31 protein-coding genes are annotated in these 19,386 nt (G+C 69.9%); all 31 read right to left on the bottom strand.

Annotation, left to right across the window (positions count from 1 at the left end):
- Positions 1-3 precede the first annotated feature (3 nt).
- Positions 4-2,106, bottom strand: coding sequence for a phage tail tape measure protein (locus tag ACWFR4_RS29195; protein ID WP_453655337.1), 2,103 nt, complete (start codon positions 2,104-2,106; stop codon positions 4-6).
- A gap of 29 nt (positions 2,107-2,135) precedes the next feature.
- Entirely contained in the window at positions 2,136-2,291 is a 156-nt protein-coding gene (locus ACWFR4_RS29190) for a hypothetical protein (protein ID WP_389942951.1), read from the bottom strand.
- The gene (locus ACWFR4_RS29185) at positions 2,288-2,698 is read right to left on the bottom strand and encodes a hypothetical protein (RefSeq protein WP_453655335.1); all 411 of its coding nucleotides are present in this window, start codon (positions 2,696-2,698) and stop codon (positions 2,288-2,290) included. Before ACWFR4_RS29185 ends, ACWFR4_RS29190 begins: the two co-directional genes overlap by 4 nt.
- 7 nt (positions 2,699-2,705) lie before the next feature.
- Complete coding sequence (locus ACWFR4_RS29180; protein WP_453655333.1) at positions 2,706-3,185, bottom strand: hypothetical protein; 480 nt, start codon at positions 3,183-3,185, stop codon at positions 2,706-2,708.
- Between the two features lie 35 nt (positions 3,186-3,220).
- On the bottom strand, positions 3,221-3,631 hold the full coding sequence (locus tag ACWFR4_RS29175; RefSeq protein ID WP_453655331.1) for a hypothetical protein: 411 nt from the start codon (positions 3,629-3,631) through the stop codon (positions 3,221-3,223).
- A 6-nt stretch (positions 3,632-3,637) separates the two neighbouring features.
- On the bottom strand, positions 3,638-4,375 hold the full coding sequence (locus tag ACWFR4_RS29170; protein ID WP_453655329.1) for a hypothetical protein: 738 nt from the start codon (positions 4,373-4,375) through the stop codon (positions 3,638-3,640).
- Positions 4,375-4,824 (bottom strand): hypothetical protein, encoded by a 450-nt coding sequence (locus ACWFR4_RS29165; RefSeq protein WP_453655327.1) that lies wholly within the window; start codon positions 4,822-4,824, stop codon positions 4,375-4,377. The genes ACWFR4_RS29170 and ACWFR4_RS29165 overlap by 1 nt, the downstream gene beginning before the upstream one ends.
- Positions 4,825-4,832: 8 nt before the next feature.
- Complete coding sequence (locus tag ACWFR4_RS29160) at positions 4,833-5,423, bottom strand: phage gp6-like head-tail connector protein (protein WP_453655325.1); 591 nt, start codon at positions 5,421-5,423, stop codon at positions 4,833-4,835.
- Positions 5,424-5,426: 3 nt separating this feature from the next.
- Entirely contained in the window at positions 5,427-5,651 is a 225-nt protein-coding gene (locus ACWFR4_RS29155; RefSeq protein ID WP_453655323.1) for a hypothetical protein, read from the bottom strand.
- 64 nt (positions 5,652-5,715) lie between these two features.
- The gene (locus tag ACWFR4_RS29150) at positions 5,716-6,942 is read right to left on the bottom strand and encodes a phage major capsid protein (protein ID WP_453655321.1); all 1,227 of its coding nucleotides are present in this window, start codon (positions 6,940-6,942) and stop codon (positions 5,716-5,718) included.
- 87 nt (positions 6,943-7,029) lie between these two features.
- On the bottom strand, positions 7,030-7,704 hold the full coding sequence (locus ACWFR4_RS29145) for an HK97 family phage prohead protease (RefSeq protein ID WP_453655319.1): 675 nt from the start codon (positions 7,702-7,704) through the stop codon (positions 7,030-7,032).
- A complete protein-coding gene (locus ACWFR4_RS29140; RefSeq protein WP_453655317.1) occupies positions 7,705-8,871 on the bottom strand; it encodes a phage portal protein in 1,167 nt (388 codons plus the stop codon). It lies immediately after the preceding gene.
- Between the two features lie 13 nt (positions 8,872-8,884).
- Positions 8,885-10,444 carry a terminase large subunit domain-containing protein gene (locus tag ACWFR4_RS29135; protein WP_453655315.1) on the bottom strand — a complete coding sequence of 520 codons (1,560 nt, stop codon included), beginning with the start codon at positions 10,442-10,444 and terminating at the stop codon, positions 8,885-8,887.
- Positions 10,407-10,628 (bottom strand): hypothetical protein, encoded by a 222-nt coding sequence (locus ACWFR4_RS29130; RefSeq protein WP_453655313.1) that lies wholly within the window; start codon positions 10,626-10,628, stop codon positions 10,407-10,409. Before ACWFR4_RS29130 ends, ACWFR4_RS29135 begins: the two co-directional genes overlap by 38 nt.
- 233 nt (positions 10,629-10,861) lie before the next feature.
- The gene (locus tag ACWFR4_RS29125; protein ID WP_453655311.1) at positions 10,862-11,152 is read right to left on the bottom strand and encodes an HNH endonuclease; all 291 of its coding nucleotides are present in this window, start codon (positions 11,150-11,152) and stop codon (positions 10,862-10,864) included.
- Positions 11,153-11,215: 63 nt separating this feature from the next.
- Complete coding sequence (locus ACWFR4_RS29120) at positions 11,216-11,476, bottom strand: hypothetical protein (protein ID WP_453655309.1); 261 nt, start codon at positions 11,474-11,476, stop codon at positions 11,216-11,218.
- Between the two features lie 193 nt (positions 11,477-11,669).
- The gene (locus ACWFR4_RS29115) at positions 11,670-11,870 is read right to left on the bottom strand and encodes a hypothetical protein (RefSeq protein WP_453655307.1); all 201 of its coding nucleotides are present in this window, start codon (positions 11,868-11,870) and stop codon (positions 11,670-11,672) included.
- Positions 11,871-12,057: 187 nt separating this feature from the next.
- Complete coding sequence (locus tag ACWFR4_RS29110; protein ID WP_453655305.1) at positions 12,058-14,184, bottom strand: FtsK/SpoIIIE domain-containing protein; 2,127 nt, start codon at positions 14,182-14,184, stop codon at positions 12,058-12,060.
- An 87-nt stretch (positions 14,185-14,271) separates the two neighbouring features.
- Complete coding sequence (locus ACWFR4_RS29105; RefSeq protein WP_453655303.1) at positions 14,272-14,607, bottom strand: hypothetical protein; 336 nt, start codon at positions 14,605-14,607, stop codon at positions 14,272-14,274.
- A gap of 102 nt (positions 14,608-14,709) precedes the next feature.
- Positions 14,710-15,036, bottom strand: coding sequence for a hypothetical protein (locus ACWFR4_RS29100; RefSeq protein ID WP_453655301.1), 327 nt, complete (start codon positions 15,034-15,036; stop codon positions 14,710-14,712).
- Entirely contained in the window at positions 15,033-15,197 is a 165-nt protein-coding gene (locus ACWFR4_RS29095) for a hypothetical protein (protein WP_453655299.1), read from the bottom strand. The genes ACWFR4_RS29100 and ACWFR4_RS29095 overlap by 4 nt, the downstream gene beginning before the upstream one ends.
- Positions 15,194-16,003, bottom strand: a complete 810-nt coding sequence (locus ACWFR4_RS29090) for a helix-turn-helix domain-containing protein (protein WP_453655297.1) — start codon at positions 16,001-16,003, stop codon at positions 15,194-15,196. The genes ACWFR4_RS29095 and ACWFR4_RS29090 overlap by 4 nt, the downstream gene beginning before the upstream one ends.
- Positions 16,000-16,377, bottom strand: coding sequence for a DUF6907 domain-containing protein (locus ACWFR4_RS29085; protein WP_453655295.1), 378 nt, complete (start codon positions 16,375-16,377; stop codon positions 16,000-16,002). Before ACWFR4_RS29085 ends, ACWFR4_RS29090 begins: the two co-directional genes overlap by 4 nt.
- Positions 16,374-16,688: a hypothetical protein gene (locus ACWFR4_RS29080; protein WP_453655293.1), complete on the bottom strand. Its 315-nt coding sequence runs from the start codon at positions 16,686-16,688 to the stop codon at positions 16,374-16,376. The genes ACWFR4_RS29085 and ACWFR4_RS29080 overlap by 4 nt, the downstream gene beginning before the upstream one ends.
- Positions 16,689-16,789: 101 nt before the next feature.
- Complete coding sequence (locus ACWFR4_RS29075; RefSeq protein ID WP_453655291.1) at positions 16,790-16,999, bottom strand: hypothetical protein; 210 nt, start codon at positions 16,997-16,999, stop codon at positions 16,790-16,792.
- A gap of 62 nt (positions 17,000-17,061) precedes the next feature.
- Positions 17,062-17,226 (bottom strand): hypothetical protein, encoded by a 165-nt coding sequence (locus tag ACWFR4_RS29070; RefSeq protein ID WP_453655289.1) that lies wholly within the window; start codon positions 17,224-17,226, stop codon positions 17,062-17,064.
- Entirely contained in the window at positions 17,226-17,852 is a 627-nt protein-coding gene (locus ACWFR4_RS29065; RefSeq protein ID WP_453655287.1) for a hypothetical protein, read from the bottom strand. Before ACWFR4_RS29065 ends, ACWFR4_RS29070 begins: the two co-directional genes overlap by 1 nt.
- Positions 17,849-18,049 (bottom strand): hypothetical protein, encoded by a 201-nt coding sequence (locus ACWFR4_RS29060; protein WP_453655285.1) that lies wholly within the window; start codon positions 18,047-18,049, stop codon positions 17,849-17,851. The genes ACWFR4_RS29065 and ACWFR4_RS29060 overlap by 4 nt, the downstream gene beginning before the upstream one ends.
- 14 nt (positions 18,050-18,063) lie before the next feature.
- On the bottom strand, positions 18,064-18,573 hold the full coding sequence (locus ACWFR4_RS29055; RefSeq protein ID WP_453655283.1) for a single-stranded DNA-binding protein: 510 nt from the start codon (positions 18,571-18,573) through the stop codon (positions 18,064-18,066).
- 74 nt (positions 18,574-18,647) lie between these two features.
- Positions 18,648-18,962 (bottom strand): hypothetical protein, encoded by a 315-nt coding sequence (locus tag ACWFR4_RS29050; protein WP_453655281.1) that lies wholly within the window; start codon positions 18,960-18,962, stop codon positions 18,648-18,650.
- On the bottom strand, positions 18,959-19,378 hold the full coding sequence (locus tag ACWFR4_RS29045; protein ID WP_453655279.1) for a hypothetical protein: 420 nt from the start codon (positions 19,376-19,378) through the stop codon (positions 18,959-18,961). Before ACWFR4_RS29045 ends, ACWFR4_RS29050 begins: the two co-directional genes overlap by 4 nt.
- Between the last annotated feature and the right edge of the window lie 8 nt (positions 19,379-19,386).

Raw genomic sequence — 19,386 nt, 5'->3', positions numbered from 1 at the left:
TCCTTACTTCGTCTGCCCGAAGGCGACCTGTACGTTTCCGCGACCGTCCACGCGGACGATCTTCCGCATGAGGCGCTTGAACTCGTTGTCTGCGCCGCCCATTTCGAACCGGACGGTCACCTGTCCGCCGCTGGCCTGCGCGCCCATGAGGGGCGCCATGCCGGTGGTCAGCGGCCCGCCCGGGCGGGCCTGGTCGGGCTGGACGAGGCTGCTCATGCGCCGGTCCAGCTCGGGGGCGGTCTTCTCGATGCCCGCGACGATGCCCGTGGGGATCCACTGGCCGACCTCGCGCGCCATGACCTTGGACGGCGAGGCGATGCCCAGCGCCCTGGCGATCGGCCCGGGGATCAGGTTCTTCGCGAAGCTGATCAGGACGCCCTTGAGCCAGGAGCCCATGGACTTGATGCCGTTCCACAGGCCTCGGATGACGTCCTTGCCCTTGCCGACCAGGAGCCCAGAGAGGGAGCCGATACCGCGGGCGATCCGGCCGGGGATGCCGCGTACCCAGGCGATGAAAGACGAGGCCTTGGCGACGGCGGCCTCGCGGAAGGCACTGAAGCTGTCGGAGGCCTTGCGGCGCAGGGTGCCGACGAGGCCGGCAATGGCACCGCCCACGCGTCCGGGCAGGGCGCGCAGCCAGGTGAGCAGGTCGGACATCTTCTTCACGGCTGCGGACTTGGCCGCGTTGAACCAGCCGGAAAACTTGCCGGGCAGGGAGCCGAACCAGGCAAGTCCGGTCTTGATGCCGTCGACGACACCGCCCATGAACGCCTTAATGCCGCCCCAGACGGCCTTCCACAGCGTCTGGAACCAGGTCGTCTTGGTCGCGATCAGCACGATGATGGCGACCAGGCCGACGATCAGGGCAATGACCCAGATGACGGGAGAGGCGGCGAGGGCGGCGTTCCACAGCCACTGGGCACCGGTGACCAGCGCGGTGGCTCCGGCCCATGCGGTCTGGGCTGCGGCCCACAGCATCATGCCGGTCTTGATGGCGAGGATGACCCCGGCCAGTCCGGCCAGGGTGTAGGCCAGCGGCTCCATGACGGTCTTGTTCTTGGTGGCGAACTGGATGAAGGAGCCGGACACCTCGGCGAGCTTGGTGACGGCCTGCCGCTTGAAGCGCTCCAGCGTCTTGGCCGGAGAGTTGGACAGGGTCTTGGTCATCTTGTCGGCGGCGCCGCCGACCTGGCCCAGGCTGTCGACGGCCTTGGACGGGTCCAGAGAGTAGAGGGCGTCCCCCAGGTCCTCCGCTTGGGTGCCGAACAGCTGCACGGCGGTCGCGGACCGCTTGACCGGGTCCTTGATGCCGCGCAGCTTGTCGAGGGTGAGGTCAAGTGCGCCGGAGGCCGACTTGCCGCCCTTTGCGATCTTCGCGGCCATGGTGCCCGCGTCCAGACCGATCGACTTGAAGCCCTGCGCGGTGGTCTTGGATCCGTCGATCGCCCGGATGCTGAACTCCTTGATGGAGTCGGCGACCAGGTCGGCATCCCGGGCGCCGCCCTTCAGGCCCTGCGACAGCAGGCCCATCGCGGTCTTGCCGTCGATACCGAACTTTCTCCACTGGGTGCCGTACTCGTTCACGGTGTCCAGGAGGTCGTCGGCTTTGTTGGCGCCGGACTGGAAGCCCTTGGTGAGGATGTCGAACGCCTCATCGGCGTTGGCCGCAAGGCCGGTCTTGAGCATCTGCCCGACCGCGGCAGTTGTCGGCCCGACCTCCTGGTCGAACGTCTCGGCCAGCGCCATGGCCTTGGTCGTGACGCCCTCGAGGCCGCCCTTGGCTTTCGAGGTGTCACCGATGTTCTGGTAGACGCCGCGGATCGCATCGTTGACGGTCTGAGAAGAGTCACCCCACGCGTTCGCGTACACGTGGGCGGAGGCCTTGGACAGCTGCGCCGCCTCGGCGGGACCAACGCCCAGCTGCGCGGCCAGCTTCGCATTCGCGGCCGACATGTCCAGCGACGCGGCGACACCGACGCCGAGGCCGGCCGCCACGCCGGTAGCGATGCCCGCGGCCGCCTGGTCGAACTTCTCGCGGACCTTGCCCAGCGTGGCCGTCGCCCGGTCACGGGCAACGAGGTTGAACACCAGTGAGGTGTCTGACATACGTCAACGCCCCCCTTTCGAGGGGGCGTTCAGCGCCCCTGCTTGGCCTTGTTGTTGGCGTCCTGCTGGGCCTTCTCGTAGCCGTCGAGCCAATCGAGCAGGAAGTCCGTCTCCTCGACCGTGCACGCGTCCCAGTCACGCGGCCGCATGTGGAGCAGGTGGGCGGCGTCGCCGAGTCGCCTCATTCGGCGATCGGCAGACTCGCTTTTCCCTCGTCGTCCGGATCCTCGTAGGCCTCGGAGATCTCCTCGTCGAGCTTCGCCAGGACCGCGGTCAGCTGATCGGGCGGCACGTTGTCGGCTACCTGCTCACGCATCGCCAACAGCTCGCCCTTGGAGTGCTCGAGGGTGAGCTCGTCCCACGCGAAGTCGATGTCCTCGTACCGCACGCCGGGGTGCTCGCGCTTTTGGAACATGAACAGCAGGGCGCGGCGGCACTGGCTATTGCCCTTGAGGACGTCCTGGGTGAACTCGGAGAAGTTCCGGCCGGTGCGCCGCTCCAGCATCTCCCGCTCGGCGGACATGAGCCGCTTGGGGCTGTACTTCCAGCGCTTGGGTTCGTCCGCGCCCTCGGGCGTGTAGACCAGGTACATCGAGTTCCTATCCGGCCCGGGACGCGATGCGCCGGGCCATATCGTTCATGGCCTGCTCTACGGCCTGCTTGTAGATGCCTTCACGCCCCGCGAACGCCCGGTCGAACCACTCCAACTTGCCGCGCTGGTGAGCCCAGTTGTCGCGGTTGCCGTAGACCGGGTGGCGCCAGCCGGAGGCGCGGTTGGTGCGCTTGGGGGCGTTGGGGAAGCCTCGGACGTTCTTCGTCTTGAAGGCCTTCACGCGTGCCCCGGACCAGCGGCCGCCGAGCTTGACCTCGGGCCGGATCTTGCGGGCGATCGAGGAGCGGAGCGCCGGTTGTGAGCGGCGCCCCGTCGACACCATCGCCATGATCGAAGACTTGGCCTGCGCGGCTCCAGGCTTGAGGGCCTCACGCATGTTCTTCGCGAGGTCCTTGCGCAGGTCCTTGCCGTCCTCCTCGGCGCGGATCGCCCGCACCAGGGCGGCCAACCCGTCGTGCGTCTCCACGCCGAGGGTGAACGGCGGCCCGCCACCGCCGGCCATCAGCTGGTGGCGCGGGTCACGGCGCCCGACGTCGGGTAGCCCACCGACACGGACGCCTCATCACCTACGGAGCCCTCGATGGGGTTCCAGCCGTTGATGAGGATCGACCCGGTGTACTTCGGGTTCGAGACGCCGGCCACAGCGTTGGACAGCCGCACCTCGAACGGGACGACCGTGCCGAGCAGCGGCCACATGATGCTGTCGATCTTTGTTGCAGCGACGTCCTGCAGGAATTCCAGGCCCAACTCAGCGGACTTGAGGCCGCCCAGGAGTTCCTTCCAGCCGAGCGAGGCGTAGTTGGTGACTTCCTTCTCCTCGACCTCGGTCGAGAGTTCGGCCTTGCGGGTGGAGTCGGACAGGTCGACCCCGTTGATGCTGACGTACTGCGCCAGGAGAACCATCTTCGGCATGGGTGATCACCAGATCCCTACGGTGGAAGCGAACATGAAACTGGGCCCGGTGCCGGTGATAGTCCAGGCGAGCCGGAAGAACGAGTCAGTGATGGCCGACCCGGACGTGCGCAGGACCTGCCCGCCCGGAGCGGTGGCCGCGGCGAACGTCAGGACCGTGGCGGGCGAGGCGAAACCGGCCGAGTCGTCGGACTCGACACGCGCCGTGATCGTCGGCGTGGCCGTGCCCGCCACCGACAGCACGTGCAGCGCGGCGTACAGCCGCTTGCCCGCCGGGACGGCGCCAAGGTTCAGCGACGTACCTGTGCCGGTAGCAGTGCGCGCAGTGCCCGGAGGGTGCGCGAACTGGCCGCGTACCAGAGGCCACGCACTCTTGCCGGTGGACGCCCAAGGGGCGACCTCGCCCACTGCGTCGCCCAGCTTGTAGTCACAGCGCAGGGCGTTCGTGAAGTAGGCCAGCGAGCCGACCGCAGCCCCGGCGGGGCCGACCGACCACGGGCCGGCGCCCCCGAGCTGCACCCAGGCCGCGTCATCGACCTTCCCGGGGTCGCCCGCTTCCCACTGGCCCTCCCCGGCGATCTCGGCCGAGGCGAGCCCGCCCAGGACTTCCTTCCAGCCCTGGGAGGCGTAGTTGGTGGTCTCCTTGTCCTCGACTTCCGAGGAGATTTCGACCTTGTTGGAGTTCCCGGTCAGATCGGCGCCGCCGGTGAACAGCCTGACGTCAGTGAGTACGAACTTGCCCATCAGCTGCTCCCGTTCCCGATGACCTTGATGACCAGCTCGGCGCCGACGTACTCGGCTCCCGCGTGCTCGTACCAGCGATATCCCTGCACGCGCTGAATGTGCAGATCGTCGGCCAGGCCCCCAAGCGCGTACTCGCCGGCCGCGCCGCGGGCCGCCTCGATGGCCTGCTTGAGCGAGGCTGGGCCGGAGCCGGACAGCAGCGAGTCGAGGATGCGCTGCGAGGCCCGGTCATTGGTCGCGCTGATCAGGACGCGGCACGTGAAGTCGAGCTGGTCGGTGCCGCGGCCGAACGTCTTGTCGTAGGTGATGTCGACCTCGGCCACGAAGAAGCACGGCGCGGACACCGCGTCGGGCACGTAGCCGTAGGTCTTGAGTTTGGCGATGCCGGCGGGCAAGGCCACGGTCTTGGCCGCGGCGGCGATGGCCTCGCGGATGGGGGTGATCTGCACGGTGCCCCCTATCCGAAGCCGGGCCGGACGAAGTGCTCGATGAGCGCCCACACGTCTGGGTCGCGGCGCGAGAGGCGCACCACGCCCCATTCCGCGGAGCCGGTGACGCCCTCCGGGGAGCCCTTGCGCTTGAAGAGCCGCGAGGCCTGTAGGAGGGCGGCCTGCCCAATCTCGTCGGGGACCTGCGGCCAGCCCCACCGGGCAGTGACGCGCACGCGCCCGGTCGCGCTGCCCCAGGAGCTGGAGCGGCCTAGCGAGGTGATCGGCCGCCCGTCGAGGAGGGCGTTGTCGGGCCCGGTCTCGTAGTCCGTGACTGCGGTCCAGGCGCCGTTCGAGCCGGTCTCGACAAGGGTGGGGGCGGCGCCCATGTCGTCGAGGAGGACCAGGACGCCGGAGTCGTCCAGGACAGTGCGCCCGGACAGGCGGAACGAGCGCGCCACCGGGTTCGTGTCCAGCCAGAACCGGCGCCCGCACGACGTATCGATACTGCGGGACGCCGCCGACAGGGCCTTGTCCAGCAGGCTGTCCTCGGTGGTGTCGTCCGCCTCGATGTCAAGGGCCAGTTTCAGCGTGGCCCGGTCGGCGTACTCGTTGGCCACGGCCTACTCCTTGGTGATGACGCCCTTACGGCCGCCGCGAGCGGGACGCTTCTCCGCTTCCGGGGCGGTTGCGGTCTCGGGCTCGTCGCCGTTGGTCAGCGGCTCAGCCAGACCGGATGCACACAGCTGCGCGCCCTCGTCGTCGGGCAGCTCTACCTCGCCGCCCTTGGCCGGCCACTCCTGGCCATCGCGGGTGCCGGAGATCTGCACCTTCATGCGGACCTTCATCGGTCCTCCTCTCGGGGTTGAGAGGGCGGGGCCGCGCAGGGCCCCGCCCGGTGAGGTCAGGCCGTCAGGCGCTCACGTAGTGCTTGATGGCGCCGGTGGTGTCGACCTGGTCGCCGTCACCGCGCAGGATCGCCCGGTAGGTGATCAGGTCGGTGTTGAAGGCGTAGTCGTCCGAGCGCTCGAAGCGGATCGCCTCGACCTGCCGCACGAAGTACGTGGAGAAGTCGCCGAACAGGACGGACTTCGCTGCAGCCCCGACCGCGGGCATGTTCGGGTCGGTGTACAGCGGCTTGCCGAGGATCGTGTCCGGCACGCCAGCCGTGAGACCCGGCTGCCACACGTACTGGTTCGTCGTGTCCTTGATCTTGCGGACCGCTGCGACCGTGGCGTCCCGCATCAGCCAGGCAACCGAGTTCCCTGAGCGGTACGGGGCGATGACCGAGTGGTACATGTCGATCAGGTTGTCGCTCGTCGGCGCGGCGCCCGCGCCACCCGTCACTCCCATGGTCGACGCCGTGAGGACGCCGTTGGGCTGGGACGAGCCGGTGCCGGTGACGAGGTGGGCACCGAAGCCGTTACCGAGGGCGCGGCCCGCCTGTGTGGCGAGGTAGCCGAGCAGGTCGACCGCGGTGTCGTTGGCGAGCTCGTGGCTGACCTGCAGCAGGAACCCGTACTTGTAGGCGTCCAGGCTGACCTGACCGAACACCGGCTCGTTGGCGGTGAGCGGTCCGGCCTCGGCGACGATGCCTGCGTTCGCGGAGTGCGCCGTGGTCTTCGGGATCTGGATCTGCTCGCCGGTCCCGGTCCGCAGTACGGTCGGCCCGGTGGAGAGCACGCCGGAGTTCTCGGTCAGGTGCTGGACGAGCTGGTTGTAGAACGAGATCGGGACGGTGTTGCTGCCGGCGCCAGCGGTGAGCTTGGACAGGGTGCGGGCGTCCAGCGGCATCGGGCTGTCCGGGCGGACGTCGTAGGACCGGGCTCCGGACTGGCCAGTCAGCCACGCGCGGACCTTGGCGGCCTCGTTCTGTGCTGCCTCGTCGCGCTGCCCGCTGGCGGGCTTGGCGAGCAGGTCGGCGAACGCGGCCTCGGCGTCCTTGGAGCGCTGCTCGCCCTCCTGGAACTCCTTGACCCGCTCGTCGATCTTGTCGAGGTCGGCGTTCAGCCGCTGGTAGGTCTGCTCCTCGTCGGCCGTCAGCTCACGCTTCTCGCCCTCGGCCGCGTCGAGCAGGCCCTTGGTCTGCTCCCACACGTTGAGGCGGCGCTCCTGCAGCCTCTTGATGAAGTCGGACATCTGCCCTCCTGGGCATGACGAAGACACCCGCTCGGCCTCGCCGGGGGTGTCTGGTGGATGGTGTGTCGAGGTGGGGTTCGCCCTGCCTCAGAAGGTGCGGCGCTTCATGAGCTCGGCGCGCCGCTGCCGTACCGACACGAGCGGGTGGGTGTCGCCCTGCCCGCTGGTCGGAATGATCGTGGGGGCCGGTGCCCCAAGGAATCGCTTCAGGTCGCCGCCCTCGGCTGCGGCCCTGACCTCGGCGAGGTCGGCGCCGGCCTTCTCGGCGAGCGAGCGCAGCCCGGTCGACGTGTCGAGGTAGGCGGGGGTGTTCACCGGGGCGACGTCGACCAGGCGGCCAGAGAGCAGGGTCCGCATCGGGAACCCATCCTCGGTCATCGCCCAGTCGTCCTCGAACGTGTAGAACGCGAACGAGCTGCGCGTGACGTCGCCGCGCTGCACCAGCTCGAGGACGTCCGCCCGGGAGTTGGGCACGTCGACCTGGTAGTCGAGGCCGGTGCCGTCCACGGCCAGGCGCAGCGTGCCGCCCTCGGTGGTGCCGAGCAGCCGGTTGTCGTCGTGGTTGTAGCGGGCCATGACCTCCGGCCAGCCGTCGCCCTCGCTCTTGGAGAAGAACGACGGGTCGATCCGCTCGACGAAGCCGCCCAGGTTGCGGGATAGCTTGTTGAACTTGGCGGCGTACCCGCCGATCCTGCTCGTCTGGTCGCCGTCCGCGCGGACCTCGACCAGGCCCGGCGTGAACCGGCGCTCGGCGTCACTCATCTAAGCCTCCGGGGCTGGTGGGATGGCCGCGGGCTGCGGGCCGTAGGTCTGCCCCTGGCCGTCTGGCAGGGGTGGGAGTTCCTCGAGGGCGCGGATCTCGTCGCGGTTACGCCAGCCCTGACCGAGCGCCAGGCCGTGCGCGTTGTAGCGGTCCAGGAGCGAGGTGCGCAGCAGCGCATCGACGTTGAACTTCACGGCCTCACGGCCGGGCATCAGCTGCGACAGGCGGCCCTCGAGGAGGACGAGCCAGGGGCGCAGGGTGAAGGTGACGAAGTCGATGCCCTCCTGTTCCACGTTCGCGTAGGTCATCGAGCCGCCCGAGTCCCCGCCGACCTTGGTGGGCGGGACGCCGTAGATCGCGGCGATCTGCGAGGCGTTGAGCCGCATCGTCTCGACGAACTGCGACTCTTCCGGGCTCACCTGCAGCGCGGTGAAGTCCCAGTCCGAGCCGAACACCAGCGGCTTGCGTGAACGCATCGACGCGGACAGCCGGTTGGAGATCTCCTCGGACTCCTGCGGCGTGATCGTTTTCTGTGAGTTCTTCATCGTGGCCGGCGGGGTGCCGCCGTTGTCGAACCACGACAGGCCGTACTCGGTGGCCTTGAGGCCGTGGCCGATCGTCTGCGCGAACGCGGCCATCGGCGACAGGCCGACGACCTTGCCCGGCAGGACGAACCACGGGATGTGGACGACGTCGGTGGCGGGGACCTCGCGGCCCTGCCAGTAGTAGACCGGGGCTGTGGGGTGCAGCTCGTCGACCCACACGTCGTCCGGGTTCAGCCACTCGATCATGGTGGGGAAGCCGAGCGGGTCCCGCTGCGTGATCAGCCCGTAGGCGTTCCCGCGCAGGGCCAGCGAGATCATGCACTTCTGTAGCCATTGGTACAGGTCGTCGACCACGGCGGGCTTGAAGAGCAGCTGCGGGATGTACGACACCTGCTCGCGGTTCAGGCCGTTGCGCCGGTACAGCTGCACGGGCAGCGACGCGACTGATGAGGCCAGGATTCGCACCGACGCGAACACCGGGATGAGGGACAGCGCCCGCTGCTCGCTGTACGCGGGACTCGTCGGCCCGCCGGACCCCCAGGGCAGCGAGGTGATGGCCCGTTTCGTTGCTACGCCAAAACGCTTGAACGGCGCCGCCAGCGTGGCCCACATGCGGCTCATACGGTCACCTCCCTTACAGAACCGAGTCGAGTACGTCGTAGGTGTCCGTGACCATCGGGCCGCGGATAAGCAGCGCCCAGCGCGCGAAGGTGACCGCGCACAACGCGCTGATCTCGGTAAGCGAACTGGTGCGGTCCAGCGTCCAGGCGTCGCCGTTGCGCCGCGTCCGAGCCCCATTCACCGCGGCGGTGAGCGGGACCTGGTCGATGTGCCGGGCCGTGCCCTGGTTCATGGCGTCGGCCATCTGCCCGCACGCCTCGACGATGTCCCCGTTACGCATGACGGCCAGGTCGCCGCGCTCCGGCTTGGCCTTGTCCTTGGGCACGTTGATGCCCGCGGCCACCAGGTCGTCGATGAGCGAACCGGCCGGCGCCCCGGACGAGGCGACCGCGACGGCCACCGGATTCCACAGCTTGTGCAGCTTCGCCATGGCAGGCACCACCCAGTCCGTACCAGGCCTGCGCGCCACGACCTCTACGTGCACCTTGCCGTCCGGCCGCAGCGAAGCAGCCGCGATGGACGCGTGCGCCCGGTCCTGCGAGACGTCGATGGAGAACGCCACGTCCCGAGTCGGCCGGCTCTTCGCATCAGCCAGGCCAGGCCACTTGCCCTTCGGCACGTTCGGGTCGGTCGGCGGCGTCGGTTTCCGTGTCCGGTTCAGGTAGGCCCGGTCGAACTCGGCCGGGTCCATCTTCTGCAGCTCGGCTTGGATGACGTCCACGGTGACCGTGTGCCCGAGCGCGGGCAGCGTCGCGTACCAGGTCGCCGGGTCGTCACGCGGCATGTCCTCGGGGGCGTACCACTCGAAGTACGCCGCCCGGGGCCGGACCGCGGCCGCGTCCTCGGCCAGCGCGGCGAACAAGGCCTCGATTAGCTCGCGGCCCATCTCGCGCTTCTTGTTCAGCCACGCCGACTTGGTCGTGCCGCCGGCCGATGCCCACCACAGCTGAGCCATGGCCCGGGTCAGCATCGCCGGGCTGAACGCCTGCTCCAAGCGGTCGTCCTCGTGCGCGAACGCCTCGTCGATGAACCCGAGATCGAGCGGCGGGCCGTGGCCGGCCTTCTCTGTGTTCGCGGTGATGCCCATCTTCGAGCGCGTCGCGGGCCACAGGATCGCCTCGTTGCCGTTGCTCTTGCGGATCCGGGCACGCTTGTGGAGGTCGGAGCCGGAGATCTTCTCCCAGAACTCGTCTTCCCAGCGCTGGCGGGCCATGCCGCGGGTCTGCGCCGCGTAGACGATGTTCTGCCGCTGCCAGGCCATCGCCCGGTGGACTTGCGCCCCGAGGCACAGCTCCGTCTTGCCCTGCTGTCGGGAGACGCTGATGCCGACCTCGCGGTGCGCGAACCGGCCGGTCGCCGGATCGATCTCCAGGGCCACGTCACTGACGTACTTCTGCCACGGCATCGGCGGGGCCCCGAGCTTGGCCATGACCTTCCACAGCTTCGGCCCGAGCGACGGCCGGTCCGGGTGACGCGGCGTACCCCAGCGCGGCGGGCACTCCAGCCCGTACCGCTCGCGCAGGTCCTCGGCGAAGTCAGTCGGGGGACGCCAGGTCTCCGAGGTCGTCGTCATCGTCAGCGGCCCGCCCCTCCAGCAGCTGGGCGAGCGTCTGCCGGAGCTCGCGGTTCAACTGGGGCAGTTGGCGGCCCTCCTCCCCGCCGCCGGCGTCAATCTCGCGGGCCAGGGTGTACGCCATCTCGGACAGTGACGGCTCGACGCCGACCAGGTCGCCGAGCTGCTCGACGTCGTCGCGCACGGCGGTCTCCACAGACCCTCGGGAATCGGATCGGCTGGAGATTGGCGAGGGTGTAGGCGGCGCCTCTGTGGGCTCCGGGACGGGGGTTGGCCGCTTCGGCGGGCGAGGCACAGAAGCCCCCTTCCAAGATCTTCCGACGGAATCGGGCCGGGGGGAGAAAAATGAAAGCTGGGCGCGGGGTTGCTAAACGATCTCCCCAAAAATGATCACTGATCGTCGGACATCGGCGCAGGTCACGGGCCTGCGAACCAGTCGACCGAGGTGATGAGTTGCTGCACTTCGGTGAGGGAGCGGGCGCCCTTCTCGCTGTTGCACTTGCGCAGGCAGGTGGGGCAGCCGGCCACGCCATGGATGGGTGCGAGGTTGTCGGGGTCGAGCTTGGCTCCACCCTTGGCCACGGGGTGGATGTGGTCGACGGCATCGGCGCTGCCGTGGCCGCACAGGATGCAGACGTCGGACTCGGCGAGGATGCGGGCGCGCAGCTTGCGGTAGTCGTAGCTGACGAGCTCGGACCTGCCGGCCATGTGCGCCTCCGCATGCTGCGGCCCGGCCGCGCGGGTGGCTGCGGCCGGGCCGGTTGGGGTTGGTCAGCGGCGGCGGAAGAGGCAGAGCATCGCTGCGCGCTCGCCTGTCAGCGCCTTGCCCTCGGCGCCGGCCATCCTGTCGAGAGTCCAGCCCTGTGCCTCGATGGCCTCGATCTGCTCGCCGACCCCGCTCATGACCCCGGTGGAGCGGGAGGTGGAGCTGGCTTCAATGATCTTGAAGGCGAGGACCTGGCGGCCGTTGGTGTACGCCTCTGCCGCAACTCTCGTTGCCTCGTTGGCCTTGGCGTTGTTGATGAACCCCATGTGTACCCCCCTGGTACGTGCTGATGAGAGGGGCTCAGTCTGCCGTTGCTCGTGCTCGCGTGGGAGTGGTGCAGCTGTTCTGTGACACGACGAAGCCCCGGCCGGGGGGATTGGCCGGGGCTTCGCGTGCGTCTGTGGTGCCGGTTGAGGGCACAGTTGTACGCCGAAAGCGTGACACGGCCCTGACCTGCGGTCAAGCGGCCTGGCTGGTGCGGCGTTTGGTGTCGAGGGCGGTGACGTCGTCGACGGCGTACCAGGGCTGTCCGACGCTGCCGCCGGACCGCTGGAGCCGGCCTCGGCGGACGAGCTGTCGGACGCCTCCGAGGGTGATGCCGAGCAGTGCGGCGACCTGGTGGGCAGTGAGGTAGCCGGGGCGGACGATCTGCGACTCCATTCCTCCATGATGCGGCAGCGGTGTCGCTCCCGGGCTCTGTCGGATCACTGCGTTCGGGGCCGATTCGGGGGTCTGGAGCGAGAGCCCGAAACTCGAAACTTCGCAGGTCACCGTCGATATCGGGGGCGAAACCGGTTTCGGACCAAGGTGAAACCGCGGCCTTGATCCGAAACCGGGTTGAGGGGCTCTACTCGCCGTCCTCGGCGGCGGGCAGATCGGCGTACCGAAGGCCCTTGGCGCCTCCGCAGCACTCCCGGATGGTGAGCTGCCGGGTGTTCACCTTGTAGGGCTTGAGGGCCGCGCTGAACGCCGTGGAGGCGCCTGCCGGGTCCATGTCGAGCCACTGCTTGTACAGGTCGGCCCGGTACGCGGCGAGGGCCTCGACGAGCCGGTGCGAGTGCACGGTCTCGATTCCGTCCGGCCAGACGGCCCGCAGGTGGTCGAGGATCGTCTCGACGTCCTGCTCCTCGACCTGCGCGCCGACGGCCTGCCCGGTGAGGGTGCCGGCCGCGGTGCGGAGCGCTAGGGCGCGCTTGCCGATGTCCTCAGCTTCGGTCTGCTTGATGAACGCGGCGCGCACGGTGAGGCCTTCGCGGCCGCGGGCGAGGATGCCGGTGCCCTGCTCGTCGATGCTGATGTCGGTGGCGCGCAGGCCGCGCTCGTAGGCGCTGGTGCCGAGGACGTTGTTGTTGGCGCGCCAGTCCATGACGGCGAGGCACAGGCGTGTGCCGACCGAGCTGGAGACGGATGTGGGCAGGGACGGGGCGTCGGGGTTCTGGGTGAGCAGGATGAGGATGATGCCGTAGGCGCGGCCCTTCTTGATCAGGCGGGTGGCCAGGGCGGCGGCTTCTTCCTTGTACTCGGGGTGAGTGAACAGCTCCTGGACCTCGTCGATGACGATGACGCGCGGGCCGAGCTGCTGCTCGGGGTACTTCTCGGAGAGGGCGCGGGTGACGCGGCGGCCGTCGGGCACCTCGGACGCGGGCAGGGACTTGATGAACTTGGCGCGGCGCTGGTACTCGGCGATCCCGGACCGCATCCCGGCGAGGCCGGCCTCGAGGTCCTCGTCTTCGTCGCCGGACACGTAGCGGTGGCAGATCGGCTTGACGGAGTCGAGGTCACCGGAGCCCTTGAGTTCATAGATCCACAGTTCGGCGGTGGGGTCGAGGGCGACGCCGAGGACGATGGCGAGTGCGCACGAGGTCTTACCTGAGCCGGGGATGCCTCCAACCAGGAGGTTGGAGTACATGAGGGTGATCTCGACGAGGTTGCCGCGCGGGTCGAAGCCGTAGGGCAGGGGCTCGTACACGTCGGCCTGGCCGTCCTTCATGAGCGGCCACAGCTTGCGCCCAGCCTTAGCGGGGTCGCGCTGGGCGACCCACAGGACGAGGCGGCCCGGGTGCGCGGTGCGGTCGCCCTCGGGCCACACGGTGCTGATCGGGCGACGCATGGCGGCGGCGAGTGCGGAGCGCTTCTCCAGGACGGCGGTGGCCTCGATGCCCGGGGGCAGGTCGACCTCGGCGCGCCAGCCCGGGCCGTCGCGCATGACCTCGGCGGCGAACTCGACGCCCTTGCGGCCCTTCTTGCCCTCGATGCCGATGGCGGCGAGCGCCTCGAAGACCTCGTTGGAGTCGAGGCGGCGCAGGATGTTGGTGGCGACGTAGCGGGTGATCAGGGGCTTGTCGCCCTTCTTGCCGTTGAGGCCGGCCAGGGCCGCGGCGCCGACGTAGGCGCCGAGGGTCCAGCCGGGCACGAGGAAGCAGCTGACGAGCGTGGTGATGCCGGTGGCCGTGGCCACGGCGAGGGATGCGATGCGGCGCGGTCGCACCCGGCGGGAGTGCTCGCGGGACAGGGCGAGCCAGGCCTCGATGTCGGCGGACGCGGCGGCCTTGGCCTCGACGGGCCGGGCTTCGGTGTCGGCGACCCAGCGGCCCCAGCGGACGATGAGCCGGCCGGTGCCGCGCGGCGCGCGCAGGAGGAGTCGACCGAGGTAGACGGGCGCCCTCAGGCTGTGGAAGGCGGCGATGTGCCCGTAGTAGGACGCGGTCCAGCGGACGGTTTCCTTGAAGGCGTCCCAGCGTCGGAGGGCGGGCGGGACGACGGGCGGGGCGTCTGCCAGGTAGGCCTGCCGCTCGGCGATCCATGTGCCGTCCGGCGTGGCTTGCTCGGGCGGGTCGACGGGGATCGGCTCGGCGTCCTGAACGACGTCGATGACCGTCTCGGTGAGGGTGTCCTTGGCGTCCTCGGTGAAGCGGTCGGCGTCCGGGGCGACCTGTGGGGCGGTCTTGTGGAGCTGGATCACGTTCTCGGTCATGCTGTTCTGGTCCTGCCTCTCGGAGAGGTGTGGGACGCCCGGGGACGGCGGTCGGCTTGGTCGTTGGACGCCGTCCCCGGGGCGCGGCTATCGGTAGCGGCGGAGCTCGCGGTCGATGCGGCGGGCGGCCTGCTCGTGGTCGTTCATTTGTCGACGGGCGGCGGCGCGCTCCTTGCCGCTGCTGGTGCGCATGGTGACCTTGGAGCTCGCGGCGGCCTTGCGGGCTTCGCTGAGGCGGCGCTCCAGCTCGGCGACCACGGCCTTGCCACGCTCCTCGGCGCGCTCGTCGATGCGCTCGACTTCACGCTTGATGCGGTCGCTGATGGTGTCGGTATCGCGGTCTCCTGCGAGGGACTGCTTGGCGGCCCTGGCAGCGAGCCAGGCTTTGCGGCGCATCTCGGCGCCGGTGTATGAGGCGGGCATGGGTCTCTCCTTCTCGTGGGCCGGGCCGTCTGGCCCCACCGCACCCCCGGTGATCGCTTTAGGTGAGCCCATAACGTGATCACCGGAGGGCGGAAGGGCTGGTCAGCCCTTGCGGATGTCGCTCCACATGGAGCGCAGGACGAGCAGGCAGGCGGTGGCGCAGACTCCGCCAACGGCTACGGCGACCGCCAGGAGCGCGGCAGCCATGGCGAGCGCCGTCACAGCGACCGCCCCGCCGACGACGACGCCACCAATGACGAGCCACTTCGTCGCGTCGAACTCCTGCCGGGCCGGCGCTGCGGCGGGCGCCTGCTGCTGGGTCTGCGCCAGCTTGGCGAGCTCCACGGCGGCGAGGGCGACCTGTACAGCAGCCGTGTCGACGGCGGCCTCCCTCGCCGCGGCCTCCGCCTTGGTCAGGGCATCGGTCATGCGGCCCACCCCCGCAGGGTCCGGGCGAGGCGCGGCCAGACGAGGACGCCGGTCAGGACGGCGAGGACGACGGGGTGCAGCACGGCCGTGAGGACGAGGCCGAGGAGCGGCGGGAACGCAACGAGGAGCCCGAGGAGCGCTCCGAAGACGAGACGCATCATGCGAGCACTCCTTGTCGCTCGGGCAGGGCGTCCGGGTGGAAGAGATTGCGTCCTCGGGCGTCCTTCGTGTGGACGGTGAGGCGTCCTACGTGCACCCAGGAGCGGACGGTGGACGGGTCGATGTCGAACCACTCGGCGACCTGAGCGGACGTCATGAGGGGCGGCTCGGGCGGCGGCCCGTCGTCGGCGTCCTCGGCGTCCTCGCGTTCGAGAATCACGGTGGACCTGGGGCGGGCGACGAGGGGCAGCGGACGGGCGTCGGACGGGACCACCTCGGGGGTGGGCGGGACGCTCAGGACGGCAGGGGACGCGGGCGCGTCCTGAGTGTCCGGGGCGTCCTGGTGTGCGTCCGGCGGGCTGGCCGCGAGGTGCAGCAGGTGGCCGACGACGGCGGGCGGGACGAGGCTGGTGACCGCGATCAGCAGCGGCTGGTCGGCGACGACGTGCCCGGTGCCGATCAGGTGACTGACGATCTGTGCGGCCATGGCGAGGCCGAGGGCGAGGCAGGCCCCGACGATGGCGGACCAGCGGCCCCGGTCTCCACTGCGGCGCGTGGAGGCGACGGCCGCGGCGATGCCCGCGTAGGCGGACAGGACGACCGGCATGCCGTAGGTGAACGGGTCGTCCCATCCGGCGTTGCGGGCGAGGTGGTACTCGCCGGGGGCGCACATGAGGAGGGCGACGCCGAGGACGACGGGGCGGCCGCCGGCGGTGAGGCCGCGGACCCACAGAGGGGCGACAGGCCGGGCGGTCTGTGGGCTGGGGCGGCGGAACAGGCGGGCCGCAGCACGGCGCAGGCGTTTCACTGGCCACCTCCGCGCAGGTGCTCGGCCCTGTCGGCGAGCGCGTCGAGCTCGGCGAGGTGGAGGCGGGTGGCGGCGGTGAGGTTGCGCAGCGTGTCGGGGTCGAGGCTGGCGATGTATCCGCCGAGGTCGACGGCGATCAGGGGCTGCGGCTCGGGGGCGAGGATGCCGTAGGGCGCCTGGGTGAGCCATGCCCTGAGGTATTCGGCGGTGCCGATTCCGGTCTCGATGCGGGCGGCGATCTCGGGCCCGTTGTGGGTGATGTCGGGCTTGAACTGGGCGCGCTCGTGAGGGTCGGTGCACCAGGTGGGTTCGTCGACTTCGAGCGTCTTGGTCACGAGGAGCTTGACGGTGACGGTGCGGGGCTCGGCGTTCACTGCCCCTCACCCCGCTCGGCGCGGTCGGCGGCGAGGAACGCTGCGACGACGGGGAACTGCGCGTCGACGGACCGGCAGACGGCCTCGTACTTCTGACGCTCGGCGGTCCTGTCGAGGGCGCGCAGGAGGATGCGGAGCGACTCGGTGACGGCGCGGTGCGCGTAAGCGACGGCTTCCGTGTCGCCGTGGTCGACGGTGCTGTAGGCGCCGAGCATGCGGCGGGCGACGGTCACTGCGACGGCGAGGTCGCTGGGCTCGTCTGCGATGAGGGCGGTGTTGCCCGCGGGTACGGGCATGGAAAGATCGGTCATGCCGACTCCTGGTTAGGTCAGGTAGTTCGGTAGAGGGTCGGGCGGCGCGCGCGCCTCGCCGGTGTGTCAGCACCGTCGAGAGCTGCTGTCCGGCCCTCGTCCTATTGGGTTGTGTACTTCTTGATCGCCTTTGCTACGGCGGTCCAGCTGAGCTGCAGCTGTTTCGCCACGGCGTAGACGCTGCCGAGCTCCTCCGCCCCTTGCTTCAGGGCTTCGGCTCGTCTCTTGCGGGACGCTTCTGCCTGGCCTTCGAGCTGTGTCAGCAGCTCGTCCTCCACGCGGATGCGGTCCCTCCATGAGGGTGTTTCCACCTCTCCGAGGATAGCGCACGGGGGGTTATATGCAACCCCCTCTTCTACACTCGGCGCGGCAGTCACGCTTCACGCCTGCCGGCGCGCTGGAACGCGTCGTGGATCAGTCGCTGAGCCTCCGCCAGATGTCGAGCGCAGATCTTCAGCTCGGCGCCGGGGTCGACCGCCTCGGCCGTGCACTGCACGCCGCGCCCGGACAGAACGCGGCACGTCACGTAGGACGCCATCAGAACGCCTCCTCGGGCTGAAGTGATTTGAGCATCAGGAAGTCCTGGGCCCCGTACACGCAGGTGCACCACGGGCAGACGAGCTTGGTCTCGCCCGGATGGTGCCGCAGGACGGCACCGCAGATCACCCCGGCCGGGTCGATGGCCACGCACTGCCCGATGCGCCGGCCCCGGTCCGGCAGGGCGCCGACGATCGAGAGGGCGGCGCCTTCCATCTCGCGGATCTCGCGCGCCAGGTCCCCGGCGGCCGGGTAGCTGGCGGCGATCCACTCCAGGTTCATGGACAGGCTGCGGGCGGCGACGCGTACCCGCTGCTCGACGCTGCCCTCGACGGCGGGCTGGCCCCAGCCGCGGACCGACTGAACGTCGGCCCGCCACGACTCGAGGACGAGGGCTATGCCGCCGTACCGGAGATCGAGGGCCGCCTCGTCGACGGGCAGGGCGGGCGCCGTGTGCCCGCTGGAGACGCGCTCCCCGCCCTGACTGACGGCCGGGGTGAGGAACGCGCCGAGCGCGGCGTAGACCTTGGGTAGCCGCTCCAGCCGGTCGGCGAGGGCGAGCGTGTCGCCGGGGCACAGGTAGCCGTCGGGCAGGTCTCGCTCGCACAGGCCGCAGCTGGCGCTCACGCCAGACTCCGGTGCTGGATCCGGTACGTGCGGAAGCTGCTGTGGAAGGCGTCGGCGGCGTTGATGCGTCGGCGGCGGGCGGCGGCCGCATCGCTGCGCCGCTCGTCCCGGTAGCCGAGGACCATGTGGACGGCGTTCGCGCCCTGTCCACCGAGCACGATGCCGACGGTGAGCATCTGGATCTCCTGCGGTGTCATGTCGTGCTCCTTGATCAGAACGGGGGCTCGGACTGGGCCGCGGCGGGCTGCTGCTGGGCGGGCGGCGTGGATCCCCACCCGCCGCCCTGCTGCGGGCCGTTGGCGGGCTTGGCCCCGCCCCACGAGTCCTCGGCGGGGCGCTGCTGCTGGCCGCCGCTGCTCGGGTTCTTGGTGACCTTGGCGGTGGCGCGGGCGAGGGTCGGGCCGACCTCGTCGACGTCGATCTCGTAGACCGTCCGCTTCACCTGCTCCTTGTCCTCGTAGGAGCGCTGCTTGAGACGGCCCTGGACGATGACGCGCGTACCGCGGGTGAGGGACTCGGCGGCGTTCTCGGCAGCCTGGCGCCATACGGAGCAGGTGAGGAACAGGGCGTCGCCGTCCTCCCACTCGTTGGTGGTCTTGTTGAAGCGGCGCGGCGTGGAGGCGACGCGGAACTTGGCGACGGCGGCGCCGGCCGGGGTGAAGCGCAGCTCGGGGTCATCGACCAGGTTGCCGACGATCGTGATGGCGGTCTCGCCAGACATGGCGGTCTCCTTCTGTGGTGTGCTGGGCGGGAGGCCGGGCCCGATATCCGCGGGCCCGGCCGGTGTCGTGCGGGTCAGGCTCGGGTGATGCCGGCGGCGGCGAGGAACTCGGCGTGCTTGACCGGGTCCTGCAGTTCGCGGGCCGAGGCGACCCACGCTTCGTGCATCTGGGGCGCCTCGTCCTGGTGGTGGGCGCACAGCGTGATCCGCATGGTGCTGTTCTCGGCGGGCCGCTGCTGGTCGATGGTGTTGCGGACGGCGACGGCGCCGGGCTTGCCGCAGCTGCCGCGCCCGTGGCTGCAGGTGCTGGTGTCGACGGCGATGGTCTGCACGGTGTGCGTGGTGTCGCGGTCGTCGCCGATCCGGATGACGGTCGTGGTCGTGGTCACTGGTTCTCCTCGGTGTCGGTGTTGAGCAGGTCGGTGTTGACGGCGCCGCCGATGGACACCCACAGGACTTGGGCTTGGGCGCTGGTGAAGTCGCGGCGGCGGGCTTGGTCTTCGAGCTCGGCGTAGGTGAGGCCGAGCCGGGCGAGCGAGGTACGGACCGCGGCGTGGAACTCGGCCTCGGTCACCTCGGTCACCTCGGTCACCACGTCGTCCTCGGCAACCGTGGCTCTCTGGACCACGGTTGGGTCGGCAACCGTGTCGATATCGCCACGGTTGAGGTTGCGGAGCTTCTGGGCGTGCCGGTGGGAGAGGCCGCGTTGCCGGGCGGCGGTGAGGGTGGCGCGCCGGCGCTTGGCTGCCTCGGCTCGGGCGCGGGCGGCGGCGATCTTGGCCGCGACTATGTCGTCGACGTTCACGGCGGGCT

This window comes from Streptomyces sp. NPDC055140 (genome assembly GCF_053607285.1).
Note: the sequence above shows the minus strand (reverse complement) of the source record. Positions and strands in the feature narration are given on the sequence as shown.